A 14,058-nucleotide genomic window follows, 5' to 3' on the forward strand; every position below is an offset into this window, starting at 1 on the left:
CCATGCGCCACCCCCGCCGTGCGCACCGAACAGCGGGCCGCGGCCTCGCCGCCGCAGTGCTCGCCCCGCTCCTCGCCCTGACCGCCTGCGGCGGCCAGCCGGCAGCGGAGCCGAGCGGCGAACCGCCCGCGGGCGCGGTACCCGCGCTCTACGCCGCGCTCCCGTCGGAGGTCAGGGAGGACGGGGTCCTGCGCTTCGCGGGCGACTCGCACCCCCCGTACCGCACCATCGGTTCCGACGGCTCCGTCACCGGGATCGACAAGGACTTCCAGGACGCGCTGGGCCGGGTGCTGGGCGTCCGCACCGAGACGGTGGTCGTGGACGGCCTCCCCGCCGCGCTGCAGGGGATGCTCGCGGGCCGCTACGACGCCTTCAACGGGCCGGTCAAGGCCACCGCGGAGCGCGAGCAGCAGTTCGACACGGTGACCTGGATGACGACGCGCTCCTCCTACATCGTGCCGACGAGCTCGGCCGCGGCGATCACGGTGCCCGAGGACCTCTGCGGCAAGCGGGTCGCGGTGACCACCGGGAGCATCACCGAGGAGCAGCTGCGCAAGCTGTCGGAGTACTGCACGACGATCGGCCGGCCGGCCGCGGAGTCGCTCGCGCTCTCCGAGACCAACGACACCCTGCTCGCCGTCGAGTCCGGCCGTGCCGACGCGGCGGGCATGACGCAGGCGGCGGCCATCGACGTCAAGACCGAGGCGCCGGACCGGTTCACCTACGTCACGCAGACCGAGGAACAGGGAGCCACGACCGACAACCTCGCGCTGTTCGTGCCCGAGGACGGCGGGCTCGGCCCGGTGGTGCTGGACGCGTTCCGCGAGCTGTTCGCCGACGGCACCTACGCCCAGATCATGCAGAAGTGGGACCTCACCGACGTCGCGGTCACCGAGCCGATCCTCAACGCCGGCACGGCGGAGGGCGCGGGATGACTCGATCGACAGCCGTGCCGGCCGCACCGGCACGAGCGGGCGGCGACGACGTCGCGCGCGCGCACCGCAGGCTGCGTCCGTGGAGGTGGGTCACGGCCGCGGTGCTCACGGTCGTCGCCGTCCAGCTGCTGGTGTTCCTCGTGGGCAACCGGCGGTTCGAGTGGGACGTCGTCGCGCAGTACCTGTTCGACCCGAGCGTGCTGGCCGGGGTCGGGACCACCGTCCTGCTCGCCGTGCTGGCGATCGTGATCGGCTCGCTGCTGGGCGGGGTGCTCGCCGCGGCCCAGCTGTCGGACTTCGGACCGTTGCGCTGGGCCGCCACCGTCTACCTCGGGGTGTTCCGCGGGATCCCCCCGCTGGTCCAGCTGATCTTCTGGTTCAACCTCGCCTACCTGCTGCCCCGCATCTCGATCGGCATCCCGTTCGGTCCGTCGCTGGTGTCGTGGGACGCCAACGAGGTGATCACCCCGTTCACCGCGGCGGTCATCGGGCTCTCGCTGGTGGAGTCGGCGTACATGGCCGAGATCATCCGGGCCGGGGTGCTCGGCGTGGACATCGGCCAGCGCGAGGCGGGGCGTGCGATGGGCTTCACGCCCGTGCAGACGTTCTTCCGCATCGTCCTCCCCCAGGCGATGCGGACGATCATCCCCCCGAGCGGCAGCCAGTTCATCAGCGTGCTCAAGGGCACGGCGCTGGTGAGCGTCATCGCCATGTCCGACCTGCTGCACGCCGTGCAGGTGATCTACAACCGCACCTACCAGATCGTCCCGCTGCTGCTGGTCGCCTGCATCTGGTACCTGGCGCTCGTCACGCTCCTCACGGCCGGGCAGCGGCGGCTGGAACGGCGTTTCGCCCGGGGGCACGAGCGGCACGTCGTTCCCGCCCGGGGGGCACCTGACGAGGAGGCGGCACGATGACCGGCGACGTGATGGCCACCCGCGACACGGGAGCCGCTCCCCCCGCGCAGGTGCCCGTGCTGGCACTGCACGAGGTCCGCAAGCTCTTCGGCGGCCACGCGGCGCTCGACGGCGTGGGCCTCGAGGTCACCGAGGGCGAGGTCGTGGTGGTCGTCGGCCCGTCCGGATCGGGGAAGTCGACGCTCGTGCGGTGCGTGCACCAGCTCGAGAACATCGATGCGGGTGCGATGTACCTCGACGGGGAGCTGCTCGGCCACGAGCACCACCGCGACGGGTTGCGCCCGCTCACCGAGCGCGGCGCCGCCGCGCAGAGGCGCCGGATCGGCATGGTGTTCCAGCAGTTCCACCTGTTCCCCCACTTCACGGCGCTGCGCAACGTCACCGAGGCGCCGGTGCGGGTGCACGGGCGCCGCCGCGCGGACGCCGAGGCCGAAGCCCTCGAACTGCTCGACCGCGTCGGCCTGCGCGACCGCGCCCACCACTACCCGCGCCAGCTCTCGGGCGGCCAGCAGCAGCGGGTGGCCATCGCCCGCGCGCTCGCCACCCGGCCGCGGGTCATGCTGTTCGACGAGCCCACCAGCGCCCTGGACCCCGAGCTCGTCGACGAGGTGCTGGCCGTCGTGCGGGGTCTCGCCGCCGACGGGATGACCATGGTCGTCGTCACCCACGAGATGGCGTTCGCCCGCGAGGTCGCCGACCGGTGCGTGTTCATGGAGGCCGGCCGGGTCGTGGAGACCAGCCCGCCGGAGGAGTTCTTCGGCCGCCCCCGCAGCTCACGGCTGCAGGCATTCCTGTCCCGCCACACCGCATCCGGAAGGAGCCCTGCGTGACCAAGGGCATGATCACCGTTGCCTCGGTGGGAGATCTGATCCTCGACGAGCCGGATCCCGCCGCGTTCCTCGCCCCGGCCGCCTCCCTGCTGCGCTCCGCGGACGTGACGATCGGGCACGTCGAGGTCCCGCACACCACGGCCGGCACGGAGGCCAGCACCGACGTCCCGGCGCCACCCGCGGATCCGGCGGCGCTCCCGGCGATCGCCGACGCCGGCTTCGACATCGTCACCCTCGCCGGCAACCACATCGCCGATCTCGGACCGGTCGGCGTCCTCGACACGGTGGCGCACTCCCGGGCCGCCGGGCTCGTGCCCACCGGCGCGGGGGCCGACCTGGCGCAGGCGCGCACGCCCGCCGTCGTCGAGCGCGGGGGGCTGCGGGTCGGCGTGCTGTCCTACAACTGCGTGGGGCCCCGCGAGTCGTGGGCGACCTCGCGCAAACCGGGCTGCGCCTACGTGCACGTGCTGAGCCACTACGAGCTCGACGTCGCCGCCCCCGGCAGCCCGCCCACGATCTACACGTTCGCCGCCCCGGACTCGCTCGACGCGATGGCCGCGGACGTGGAGCAGCTGCGCGCCCGGGCCGACGTCGTGCTGGTGTCACTGCACAAGGGCATCGGCCACACCCCGGCGGCGGTCGCGATGTACGAGAAGCCGGTGGCCCGCGCGGCGATCGACGCGGGCGCCGACGCCGTCTTCGGCCACCACGCGCACATCATGCGCGGCATCGAGGTCCACCGCGGCCGTCCGATCTTCCACGGGCTGGGCAACTTCGCCACCGTCACCCGTGCGCTCACCCCGGGCGAAGGTGCCGACAGCCCTGAGCGCGCGGCGTGGGCGGAGCGCCGCAAGACGCTCTACGGCTTCGCCCCGGACCCGACGATGCCCTACTACCCGTTCCATCCCGAGAGCCGCAACACGATCGTGGCGCTGTGCCGCTTCGACGCGGACGGCCTCGTCGAGGCCGGCTTCGCACCCTGCTGGATCGACGACGCGGGGCGACCCGTCCCGCTGCCCGACGGGCCGGAGAACAGGCGCGTCGCCGAGTACGTCGCGCAGATCACCCGCACCGCCGGGCTGAACGGCGAGTTCGTCCGCCACGGCGCCGAGGTCCTCGTCGCCGGCGTCGGGACCACCAAAGTCGGCCCCACGAAGGAGAGCACCGCATGACCGACCAGCCCCTCGCCGGCCGCACCGTGATCGACCTGACCACCGCGCTGTCGGGCCCCTACGCCACCCTCCTGCTGGCGGGGCTCGGCGCCACCGTCATCAAGGTGGAGAAGCCCGAAGGCGGGGACGTCGCGCGCACGAACTCCCCCTACTACGGGCCGGGCGGGCTGGCGCTGGACCGCACCCACGCCGACGACATGAGCCTGTCGATGCTGGTGCGCGGCCGCGGCAAGCTGTCCGTGACGCTCAACCTCAAGGAACCGCGAGCCCGGGCCGTGTTCGCCGACCTCGTCCGCGACGCCGACATCGTCGTCGAGAACTACTCCCCCGGCGTCACGCAGCGCCTCGGTATCGACTACGCCGCGGTGCGCGAGATCAACCCGCGGATCGTCTACACCTCGATCAGCGGGTTCGGCGCCCAGGGCGGACCGGGCTCGGGCAAGGCGATGGACTCCATCGTGCAGGCCCTGTCCGGGGTCATGATGACCGCGGGCGAGCCCGGGGAGGGGCCGGTGCGCTTCGGGTTGCCGATCGGCGACCTGCTCGCCCCGCTGTTCGCCGTGGTCGGCACCGTGTCCGCGCTGCTGCAGGCCGAGCAGACCGGCGAGGGGCAGCACGTCGACGTCTCCATGCTCGGTGCGCTCACCTCCCTGATGGCGTGCGAGCCCTTCGACGCGCTCGAGGCCGTCGGTCTCCCCCAGCGCACCGGGTCGATGGTGCCCCGGCTGGCCCCGTTCGGGATCCTGGAGGCGGCCGACGGGCACCTCGCGCTCTGCGCCCCCACCGACACGTTCGCGGCCGGCGTGTTCCGCGCGATGGGCCGCCCCGACCTCGGCGACGACGACCGCTTCCGCCAACGCGATGCCCGCGTCCGGAACGCGGACGACCTGCACGCGCTCATCGCCGACTGGTGCCGGGACCGGAGCGTGGAGGAGATCGTGGCCGCCTTCACCGCCGAGGGGGTGCCCGCGGCGCCCGTGCGGGAGCCTGCCGAGGCGGTCCGCGACCCGCTCGTGCAGCAGCGCGAGGAGGTCGTCCCGCTGGTCCACCCCCAGCTCGGTGCGATCACCGACATCGTGGCCACCGGGGTGCCGATCCGGTTCTCGGCCGCGCGCGCCACGCTGGACCGACCGGCACCCGGGCTCGGGGAGCACAACGACCACGTCTACCGCGAGCTGCTCGGCTACAGCCCCGAGGAGCTCGCCGAACTGGCCGAGCAGGCCGTCATCTGATGGCGGCGCTCGCCGAGCTCACCGCGCTCGCCGCCGACCGCACCGCCGTCGCCCAGGAGTGGTCGGCCGCCGGACGGCCCGTGGCCGGCTACGTCGGCGCCGACGTCCCGGTGGAGGTCCTCACCGCCGCGGGCTTCCTGCCCGTCCGGCTGACCGGCGACCCCGTGGCACCCCCCGTCGCCGGGGACCGCTACCTCGGCCGCGGCCTCGACCCGGTGGCCCGCTCCGTGCTCACCCGGCTGCTCGCCGGGGCGTACGGGCGGTTGGACGCCCTCGTCGTGTCGCACGACTGCGAGGCGTCGCTGCGGCTGTTCTACGCGGTGCGCGAGCTGCACCGCACCGAGCCGGGGAACGGGCTGCCCCCGGTGCACCTGGTCGACGTGCTGCACCTGCCGCACCGGAGCACCACGCGCTACGTGCTGGCGAAGATCCGGCAGTTCCGCGCGCAGGTCGAGCGCTGGGCGGGCGGCCCCGTCACCGACGAGGACCTCGCCGGGGCCGTCGCGGCGCACGACCGGGTGCGGTCGCTGCTCGGGCGCGTCGCGGCGTTGCGCCGGACCCGGCCGGCGCACCTCACGGGAACCCAGGCGCTCACCGTCGTCGCCGCGACCACCGCACTGCCCCCGGAACGCGCGGCCGGGCTGCTGGAAGGGCTGCTCGCCGAGGCCGGCGACCTGCCCGAGGCCACCGGCAGGCGGGTGTTCCTCACCGGCAGCAGCCACGACCACCCCGGCGTCTACACCGCGCTGCAGGAGGCCGGGCTGCTCGTCGTCGGCGAGGACCACGACTGGGGCGACCTCCTGCACCACCGCCCCGTCGCCCCGCCGCCGGACCCGGCGCTGCTCGAGCTCGCGCTCGCCGAGCGGTACCAGCACAACGGGCCCGGCGCGGCGGCCGCGTCCATCCGGCAGCGGGCCGCCCACACCGCGGCCGCGGCCCGGACGTGCGGGGCCGAGGCACTGCTGTCCTACGTCCGCGTCCACGACGACGCCCCGCGCTGGGACTCCCCCGCCCAGCGCGCCGCCACCGGCCTCCCGGCCGCGCTCGTCGACCGCCAGCCCTACGGACGGATCGACCTCGGCGCACTCGCCGCGCTGCGCACGCCCGGGGTGGCGGCATGACCCGCCTCGACAGCGCCCGCCGCGCCACCCGCCACCAGCGGCAGTGGTTCGAGGACCTGCGCGCCGAGGTCGACACGGGGCTCCCGCTCGCGTTGGTGAACGCCGACGCTCCCCAGGAGATCTTCCGGGCGATGGGCATCCCGTACGTCGTCAACCAGTGGTGGGCCTCGATCATCACCGCGAAGCGGCTGGGCCAGGACCACCTCCGCCGCGTCCGCGCCCACGGCTACCCCGACGACAGCGAGCAGTACAACGCCCTGCCGCTCGCCGGCGTGCTCCACCCCGACCCGGGTTCGGAGCCGTGGGGCGGGCTCCCCCGGCCGACGATCGTGCTCGGCGAGACCACCGGCGACGCCTCGCGCAAGGTCTTCGACGTCTGGGACGAGCAGCCGGGCACCACGTTCTACGCGCTGGAGAGCGCCGCCGAGAACGCCGTGCCGGCGAACTGGTGGGAGCTGATGCCGCACCGGTGGGAGGAGGCCATCGGCTCCGACCGGCTCGACCTGCTCGTCGGGGAGCTGGAAGGGCTCATCCGGTTCCTGGAGACGACCACCGGGCGGGTGTTCTCCGAGACCCGGTTCCGGGAGGTCATGGACCTGGTCAACGAGCAGGAGGAGTGGAACCGGCGCACGCGCGACCTCGTCGCGGCGGCGCGGCCGTGCCCGATCGAAGTCACCGACAGCATCCCGAGCGTGATGGTGCCGCAGTGGCACCGCGGCACCGCGTGGGGCGTCGACGCGGCGAAGGCGTTCCACGACGAGGTCGCGGAACGCGTCGCGGCAGGCACGGGGGTGGGCGTCGACGAGCGGGCCCGGCTGATGTGGATCGGCCGCGGGCTGTGGTTCGACCTGGACTTCTACCGGCGGTTCCAGGACAGCCACGGCGCGGTGTTCGTCTGGTCCATGTACCTCGCGATCGCCGCCGACGGCTACCTCCGCTACGGCGACGACCCGCTGCGCGCCCTCGCCGCGCGGTTCGCCACGTTCTCCGACCAGCTCTACACCCCGCCCTGGTCGGTCGAGTGGTACGTGAAGGAAGCCCGCCACCACGGCGTGGACGGGGTCGTGCACCTCGTCTCCGACGACCCGCGGGGCAGCTGGTTCACCACGCGCGGCCTCGAGGCCGCGGGCTTCCCGGTGCTCGAACTGCACGCCGACAACGTCGACGCCCGCGCCAGCGACCCGGACACGCTGGACCGGCACGTGCGCGAGTGGCTCGACTCCGTGGTCGCGCCGCGCGCGGCCGGCGGCCGCTGAGCGCCGCTACCCGTCCCGTCGCCCGGAGGATCCCGATGGTCCGACCTGTCCACGTCGGCGTTACCGCCGCGGCGCTCGCGGTCGTCGCGGTGGCCGCCACGCTGCTGACCGCGCCACTGCGCGAACCCGCCGGTCCCCCCGCAATCGAGGCGTCGTTCGGGAACTACCGGCCCGTACCGGCGTTCACCGGACACACCACCGAGACCTTCTACCTGCCGATGCGCGACGGCACCAGGCTGGCGGTGCGGCTGGACCGGCCGGCGGTCGACGGGGCGGCGGCGCCGGGCCCGTTCCCGGTGCTGTGGCACCACACGCTGTCGATCGACAGCAAGCCCGAGGACGGCGCCGGCCCGGGTGCGGGCGGCTTCTCCGCCATCCCGGGGCTGACCGGGCACGGGTACGTCGTCGCGCAGGTCGCGCGGCGCGGCAACGGCCAGTCGTTCGGCGTGCGCCGCGGCTACAACGACCGCATCGAGGCCCACGACGCCTACGAGGTCACCGAATGGCTCGCCACGCAGCCGTGGTCGACGGGCAAGGTCGGCATCTACGGCTGCTCGAACACCGGCGACGCGGCGATGCACGCCCTCACCGTGCGCCCGCCGCACCTCGCGGCCGCCTTCGCCGGCTGCTTCTCCTGGGACAAGTACGACGCGTGGCGGGTCGGTGGGATCGCGGCCCAGTGGGGCGTCGGCCCGTCCCGGACGGTCGAGCAGGACATGGCCAACGCGCCCGTGCAGGGGGACGAGGGCAAGCAGCTGCTGCACCAGGCGGCGCTCGAGCACCAGCTCTCACCCCCGCTCGCCGAGATGTGGCGCGGCATGCCGTACCGGGACAGCTTCTCGCCGCTGGTGCAGTCCCGGTTCTGGTCCGAGGGCAGTGCCGGCTCCTACTCCGACCAGATCCGCGCGTCCGGGGTGCCGCTCTACGTCGTCGGCGGCTGGCGCGACGAGCTGCGCGGGCAGGGCGTCGCCACGCTGCTGAACGTGCCCGGCTCCCGGCTGCTCGTCGGGCCGTGGCAGCACTGCGAGAACGCGGGCTTCGCCCTCGTGCAGGAGGCGCACCGGTTCTTCGACCAGCACATGAAGGGGCTCGACACCGGCCTCGACGCGCAGCCACGCGTGCACTACGCGACCCCGGACTCCGATGTTCCCGACGCGACGGGCCTGCCGTGGCGCACCGCGGGCACCTGGCCCCCGGCGGGTGTGACGCCCACGCCCGTGCCGCTGGGCGGGGACGGCGTCCTCGGTTCGGACGCCGCGGGCGGGAGGGCGTTCACCGTCGGCGCCGACGTCATCTGCCCGGACTCCGGTACGGGGCCGTTCGCCCAGCCCTGCCACGTCCCGGGCGCGGGGGCCGCCTGGACCGGCCCGGTGCTCGATCGGGACACCGAGCTGACCGGCTCACCCGTCGCCGATCTCCACGTCCGCGTCGACCGGCCCGACGCCCACGTGTTCGCCTACCTCGAGGACGTCGCCCCCGACGGCGCGGTCACGGTGATCACCGAGGGCAGGGTGGCGGCGTCGCTGCGGGCCGAGCACCCGTCCCCGTACGCACTGCCCGAGGGCGTCCCCTGGCACCGGGCCCACGCGCAGGACGCGGCCCCGCTCGCCGCGGGCGAGGTCGCCCGGCTGCGTTTCGGACTCCTCCCCACCTCCTACCTCGTGCGCGCCGGGCACCGCATACAGCTGACCGTCACCGGCGCGGACCACCGGGCGAGCGCCCCGCTGCCGGACGCCCGCGGCGCGCGCGTCGAGGTGCTCACCGACGCCACCCGGCCCTCGCTCGTGCATCTCCCGATCGTCTCGGCCTGACCATCGTCGAAAGGGCTGTGCTGTGATCCCCCGTGCTGTGATCCCCCGTATCGCCATCGGTGCCGTGGTCGCCCTGACCACGCTCGCCGGCGCCGGGGTCGCCGTGGCCGCCTCTCCGGGAGGGGAACCCTGCATGCCCGACTCCGCCGCCCGGCCCACCTGCATCTCCGGCAGCCTCGCCGACGGCACGCCGTACGCCTTCGCCGTGCCTGCCGACTGGAACGGCGCGGTCGTCGTCGCGCTCGACTACGCCGACGGCGGCGACTCCGAGCCCCTGACGGAGCGACTGCTCGCCGACGGGGTCGCGCGCGGCGGCACCACCCGGACCGTGACCGGGTGGCACATCCGCGACGCCATCGACAACCAGGCCGAGGCGCTCGCCCGCTTCGAGCAGGCCTACGGCCCGGCCCGGCGCGCGATCGCCTCGGGCAGCTCGATGGGCGGTTTCGTGTCCGCAGGCGCGGCCCAGCTGCACCCGGACGTGTTCGACGCCGCCGTGCCGTTCTGCGGCGGGCTCGGTGGGTCCGTCGGGCAGTGGAACCAGAAGCTCGACACCGTCTTCGTCCTCGAACGGCTCGTCGCCCCCGGACAGCCCGTGATCGACATCCCGGCCGACGTCCCGGGCGCCCAGCAGGCCTGGATCGACGCGCTGACGCGGGCTCAGCAGACCCCGGAAGGACGCGCTCGCGTCGCCCTCGCCGCCGCGATCGGACAGGTGCCGGCGTGGGGCACGAACCCCGACGGCTCGCCCACCCCGCTACCGGACCGGCGAGACGCGACGGCGCTGCAGGAAGGTGCCTACCTCGCCCTCGCCGGCGGGAGCCTGCCCTACATCGGGCAGGCGATGAGCAGCAGGGGCCGGCTCACCGAGGTCGCGGGCGGCAACCCCTCGTGGAACACCGGTGTCGACTACGCCGCGCAGCTGCGGGCCGCCGACCCCGCGCTGCTACGGGCGGTGCACGCCCTGTACGACACGGCAGGTCTCGACCTGCGGGCCGACCTCGACGCCCTGGCCGCCGAGCCGCGGATCGCGGCCGACCAGGCCGCCGTCGAACGCTTCGCGCAAGGCCTCGTCTTCGACGGCGACCTGCGCATCCCGGTGCTCACGGTCTCGGGCACCGGCGACCAGATCTCCACCGTGGCCCAACAACAGGCCTACGGCGAGACCGTGCGCCGCGCCGGGAAGAACGCGCTGCTGCGCCAGACCTACGTCGAGTCGGTGGGCCACTGCACGTTCTCACCGGCCGAGCAGCAGGCCGCCCTGCGCGTCATCGTCGAACGCCTCGACACCGGCGGCTGGCCCGCCACCGATGAGCGCGCGATGAACACCCGCGCGCGCGAGCTGGGCACCGATACCGACCCGCGGTACCTGCGCTTCACCCCGCCGGCGTTCAACCGGCCCTACCCGGGCTGATCGGGAGGCAGCCGGTCAAGCGGGGACGCTCGCGCGCTCCAGCACCTGCATGAAGGCACGCGACCACTCGGGGAGGTCGGGCCAGCCACGGCAGGACACCATCGGACCGTCCACGACGTCGGGCGCGTCGACGAACGTGGCGCCCGCCTGCTCCATGTCGGCCTTCAACGGCGGGAACGCTGCCGTCGAGCGGCCGCGCAGCAGCCCCAACGCAGCCGGCACCTGGGCGCCGTGGCAGATCGTGCCGACCGGGAGGCCCCGGTCGAAGAAGTACGTGACGATGCGCGCCACGTCGGGGTCCGCGCGGATGTACTCCGGCGCCCGCCCTCCCGGGATGACCAGCGCGTCGTAGTCCGCGGGATCCACCTCACCGAACACCACGTCCACGGGGAGCCGGTGGCCGGGCTTCTCGGTGTAGGCGTCGCAGTCGGGCTCGAAGTCGTGGACCACGAGCTTCACCGCGCGCGACGTCCGCGCGGCGACCACCGCCTCGTGGCCGCCCTCCCGCAGCCGGAACACCGGGTACATCGAGTCGAGCTCTTCGGCGGCATCGCCCGTCAGGACCAGCACCCGTGCCATTCGTCGCCCCTCCCCCTCGCGTGACGCAACCCACTCTATGGAGTGCCCGGCCGCCGCGACAGCGGCCACCAAGGTCGGCATCTTTCCCGACCCCACTGCGTCGGCACATGGCCGGATCACGATAGGCGACAGAAGTTCGTCCGGTCGAACCGTTGACAACCACGTTTACACACCGGCAACCTGTATCAGGGTTCCTGATACATAGGCGGAGCATCGACTCGTTGCTGAGGGGTTGCCACATGGGCGTGGACACCGTGCAGGGCGTCTCCTGGCGTCTCGCCGAGTACGTGGCGGGCTTCGCGCGGCGTGAGGTGCCCGAGGCCGCAACGGTCGCCGCGGCCCGCTCGTTGCTCGACGCCGTCGGGGTCTCGTTGGCCGCGACCGGGCTGGGCGAGGGCACCGCGGCCTTCGCCGACCTGGCCCAGGAGGAGTCCGGCCGGGGCGCGAGCACCCTGCTGTGGGACGGCACCCGGCTCCCGGCCGCTCCTGCGGCCTTCGCCAACGGTGCCCTCGCCCACGCCCTGGACTTCGAGGACGCCGTCGACGGCCTGGCCGCGCATCCGAACGCGCAGGTGGTCCCCGCGGCGCTGGCGCTCGCCGAGGAGTACGACGCCACCGGGGCCGAGCTGCTGGCGAGCATGGCCGTCGGCTGCGACATCACCTGCCGGGTCGCCGATCTCGCGGGCGAGCGCATGTCCGCGCGCGGGTGGTACCCGCCGCCCATCGCGGGAGCGATCGGCGCCACGGTGGCAGGGGCGATGCTCGCCCGGCTGGACACCGCGCAGGTGCTCGACGCGCTGTCGCTGGCGGTGTCGCAGACCACGGCCAGCGGCGAGGTGAAGCACAGCCCCGACAGCCTGATCCGCGGGGTCCGGGACGCGTTCGCCGCGCACGCGGCGGTCCGCGCCGTGCAGCTCGCGGGCCGGGGCATCCGCGGGTTCGCGGCCCCGCTGGAGGGCAGGGCCGGCTTCCTCGCCACCTACGCGGGCGCCGACCTCGACCCGGCCCCGCTCGTCGACGGGCTGGGCCAGGACTTCTGGGGCACCGAGGTCAGCGTCAAGGCGTGGCCGAGCTGCCGGGGGACCCACTCCTTCATCGAGGCCGCGCTGCGGTTGCGGACCGAGGTGGACCTCGACGCCGTCGCGGCGATCGACCTCGTCGGCGCGCCCGTCAACCGGATGCTCGCCGAGCCGCTCGCGGCCAAGCGGGCTCCCCGCACCGCCATCGACGCGAAGTTCAGCCTCCCGTTCACCGTGGCGCTCGCGCTCGTCGACGGCGTCGTCGAGCTCGGCTCCTTCGCCCCCGACCGGCTGGTCCGCCCCGACCTGCTCGTCGTGGCCCGGAAGGTGGCCTTCCGCCCGGAGCCGACCTGGGACACGCCGGCCCGGATGACCTCCGGGCGGCTCTGCGTCCGGCTCGCCGACGGGCGCGAGCGGACGCTCGAGGTCGCCCGGCCACCGGGTGGGCCGGACGCGCCGATGAGCACCGCGCGGCTGGTGGAGAAGTTCATCGACTGCGCCGGGCACGCGCTGCACTCGGTCGGCTCTCCCGAGCGCGTCGCCACGCAGCTGCTGGACATCGGTGCGGCGCCCTCGGTGCGCACCCTGCTCGTGAGCCTGTTCCCGGAAACCGAGATCGAGAGCTGGTGACCATGCCGGTCGAAGTGCTGTTCGTCGGGGACCTGATGCTCTCGGCGCCGGAGCCGGAGAGGTTCTTCGCCACGTCGCGCGAGATCCTCGCCGGCGCCGACCTCGCCGTCGGCCACTTGGAGTGGCCGCACACCGAACGGGGTCAGGTGTGCGTGGTGGACATCCCCGCCCCGGCGAACCCGCCGGGCCACCTCGACGCCCTCGCGGATGCCGGGTTCGGCGTGGTCACCCTGGCGGGCAACCACATGTTCGACCAGGGGCCGCACGGTGTCGCCGACTCGGTCGCCGCACTGCGCGCCCGCGGCATGGAACCGGTCGGAGCGGGCATGACGATCGCGGAGGCGCGGCGACCGGCGGTCGTGGAACGGGGCGGGATCACCTTCGGCTTCCTCAGCTACAACGCGGTCGGGCCACGGCAGTCGTGGGCGACACCGGTCAAGGCCGGGGTCGCCCCGGTCCGCGTGGTCAACCACTACGAGCTCGACGTCGCCTCGCCGGGCAGCGCGCCGGCGGAGTTCACCAGCCTCGAGCAGGAGTCCGAGGAGGCGATGCGGGCGGACATCGCGGCGCTCGCGGCACGCGTCGACATCGTGTGCGTCTCGATCCACAAGGGAATGGGCTTCGTGCACGCCGCGCTGGCGGCCTACGAGCGACCCCTCGCGCGGGCCGCCGTCGACGCGGGCGCCGACGTCGTGATCGGGCACCACGCCCACATCCTGCGAGGCGTGGAGGTCCACCGCGGGCGCCCGATCTTCCACGGGATCAACCACTTCGTGCCCGCGTACACCGACGAGACGGACCCGCTCGGTCACCACGGCTCACGGCCGCGCCCCAGGAACGCCCCGAGCCTCGGCTTCTTCACCCCCGACACCGGGCGGGCGCCCTTCCCGTTCCCCCGGGACTCCCGGCACACGATGATCGCCCGGGTCACGGTCGACGGCGACGGGCTGGTCGAGGCCGGGTTCGTGCCCTGCCACCTGGACACCGATGCGATCCCCGTGCCGCTGCGGGGCGCCGACGCGGATCCCACGATCGAGTACGTCGCACGCATCACGGCCGATGCCGGGCTGTCCGCCGAGTTCGTCCGGCGTGACACCCACGTCAACTTCCTCGAACGATGACCCGTCCCGCCCGTCCGACAA

The 14,058-nt window shown here is 74.0% G+C and carries 12 protein-coding genes; 11 read left to right on the plus strand and 1 reads right to left on the minus strand.

Translation table 11 applies throughout. From position 1 onward, the window contains the following. Nucleotides 1–2 precede the first annotated feature (2 nt). From CFP66_RS43030 to CFP66_RS48325, 9 genes are read left to right on the plus strand one after another with little or no spacing between them, the layout of a single operon-like run. On the plus strand, nt 3–935 hold the full coding sequence (locus tag CFP66_RS43030; RefSeq protein WP_094931147.1) for a transporter substrate-binding domain-containing protein: 933 nt from the start codon (nt 3–5) through the stop codon (nt 933–935). Further along, a complete protein-coding gene (locus tag CFP66_RS43035; RefSeq protein WP_094931148.1) occupies nt 932–1,852 on the plus strand; it encodes an amino acid ABC transporter permease in 921 nt (306 codons plus the stop codon). Before CFP66_RS43030 ends, CFP66_RS43035 begins: the two co-directional genes overlap by 4 nt. Further along, nucleotides 1,849–2,682 carry an amino acid ABC transporter ATP-binding protein gene (locus CFP66_RS43040; protein ID WP_233160200.1) on the plus strand — a complete coding sequence of 278 codons (834 nt, stop codon included), beginning with the start codon at nt 1,849–1,851 and terminating at the stop codon, nt 2,680–2,682. Before CFP66_RS43035 ends, CFP66_RS43040 begins: the two co-directional genes overlap by 4 nt. Then, complete coding sequence (locus tag CFP66_RS43045; protein ID WP_233160201.1) at nt 2,679–3,854, plus strand: CapA family protein; 1,176 nt, start codon at nt 2,679–2,681, stop codon at nt 3,852–3,854. The genes CFP66_RS43040 and CFP66_RS43045 overlap by 4 nt, the downstream gene beginning before the upstream one ends. Further along, entirely contained in the window at nt 3,851–5,086 is a 1,236-nt protein-coding gene (locus tag CFP66_RS43050) for a CaiB/BaiF CoA-transferase family protein (protein WP_094931149.1), read from the plus strand. The genes CFP66_RS43045 and CFP66_RS43050 overlap by 4 nt, the downstream gene beginning before the upstream one ends. Continuing rightward, nucleotides 5,086–6,207 (plus strand): 2-hydroxyacyl-CoA dehydratase subunit D, encoded by a 1,122-nt coding sequence (locus tag CFP66_RS43055; protein ID WP_094931150.1) that lies wholly within the window; start codon nt 5,086–5,088, stop codon nt 6,205–6,207. Before CFP66_RS43050 ends, CFP66_RS43055 begins: the two co-directional genes overlap by 1 nt. Continuing rightward, the gene (locus CFP66_RS43060; protein ID WP_094931151.1) at nt 6,204–7,463 is read left to right on the plus strand and encodes a 2-hydroxyacyl-CoA dehydratase family protein; all 1,260 of its coding nucleotides are present in this window, start codon (nt 6,204–6,206) and stop codon (nt 7,461–7,463) included. Before CFP66_RS43055 ends, CFP66_RS43060 begins: the two co-directional genes overlap by 4 nt. Nucleotides 7,464–7,498: 35 nt before the next feature. Next, nucleotides 7,499–9,274, plus strand: a complete 1,776-nt coding sequence (locus CFP66_RS43065; protein ID WP_094931152.1) for a CocE/NonD family hydrolase — start codon at nt 7,499–7,501, stop codon at nt 9,272–9,274. A 37-nt stretch (nt 9,275–9,311) separates the two neighbouring features. Next, nucleotides 9,312–10,688 carry a S9 family peptidase gene (locus CFP66_RS48325; protein ID WP_158228439.1) on the plus strand — a complete coding sequence of 459 codons (1,377 nt, stop codon included), beginning with the start codon at nt 9,312–9,314 and terminating at the stop codon, nt 10,686–10,688. Between the two features lie 15 nt (nt 10,689–10,703). Here the strand turns inward: CFP66_RS48325 and CFP66_RS43075 are convergent, their stop codons facing one another. Continuing rightward, nucleotides 10,704–11,267, minus strand: a complete 564-nt coding sequence (locus CFP66_RS43075; RefSeq protein WP_094931153.1) for a DJ-1/PfpI family protein — start codon at nt 11,265–11,267, stop codon at nt 10,704–10,706. Between the two features lie 239 nt (nt 11,268–11,506). On the opposite strand from CFP66_RS43075, the gene CFP66_RS43080 reads away from it, so the two are divergent. After that, the gene (locus CFP66_RS43080; protein WP_094931154.1) at nt 11,507–12,916 is read left to right on the plus strand and encodes an MmgE/PrpD family protein; all 1,410 of its coding nucleotides are present in this window, start codon (nt 11,507–11,509) and stop codon (nt 12,914–12,916) included. A 2-nt stretch (nt 12,917–12,918) separates the two neighbouring features. Next, nucleotides 12,919–14,037, plus strand: coding sequence for a CapA family protein (locus tag CFP66_RS43085; protein ID WP_094931180.1), 1,119 nt, complete (start codon nt 12,919–12,921; stop codon nt 14,035–14,037). The last annotated feature ends 21 nt before the right edge of the window (nt 14,038–14,058 follow it).

It is taken from the genome of Pseudonocardia sp. MH-G8 (assembly GCF_002262885.1).
In the GTDB taxonomy this organism is placed as follows: Bacteria; Actinomycetota; Actinomycetes; order Mycobacteriales; family Pseudonocardiaceae; genus Pseudonocardia.

Coding starts and splice junctions, on each gene's coding strand:
- CFP66_RS43030 (WP_094931147.1), top strand. CDS start 3: ATGCGCCACCCCCGCCGTGCGCACCGAACAGCGGGCCGCGGCCTCGCC.
- CFP66_RS43035 (WP_094931148.1), top strand. CDS start 932: ATGACTCGATCGACAGCCGTGCCGGCCGCACCGGCACGAGCGGGCGGC.
- CFP66_RS43040 (WP_233160200.1), top strand. CDS start 1,849: ATGACCGGCGACGTGATGGCCACCCGCGACACGGGAGCCGCTCCCCCC.
- CFP66_RS43050 (WP_094931149.1), top strand. CDS start 3,851: ATGACCGACCAGCCCCTCGCCGGCCGCACCGTGATCGACCTGACCACC.
- CFP66_RS43055 (WP_094931150.1), top strand. CDS start 5,086: ATGGCGGCGCTCGCCGAGCTCACCGCGCTCGCCGCCGACCGCACCGCC.
- CFP66_RS43060 (WP_094931151.1), top strand. CDS start 6,204: ATGACCCGCCTCGACAGCGCCCGCCGCGCCACCCGCCACCAGCGGCAG.
- CFP66_RS43065 (WP_094931152.1), top strand. CDS start 7,499: ATGGTCCGACCTGTCCACGTCGGCGTTACCGCCGCGGCGCTCGCGGTC.
- CFP66_RS43075 (WP_094931153.1), bottom strand. CDS start 11,267: ATGGCACGGGTGCTGGTCCTGACGGGCGATGCCGCCGAAGAGCTCGAC.
- CFP66_RS43080 (WP_094931154.1), top strand. CDS start 11,507: ATGGGCGTGGACACCGTGCAGGGCGTCTCCTGGCGTCTCGCCGAGTAC.
- CFP66_RS43085 (WP_094931180.1), top strand. CDS start 12,919: ATGCCGGTCGAAGTGCTGTTCGTCGGGGACCTGATGCTCTCGGCGCCG.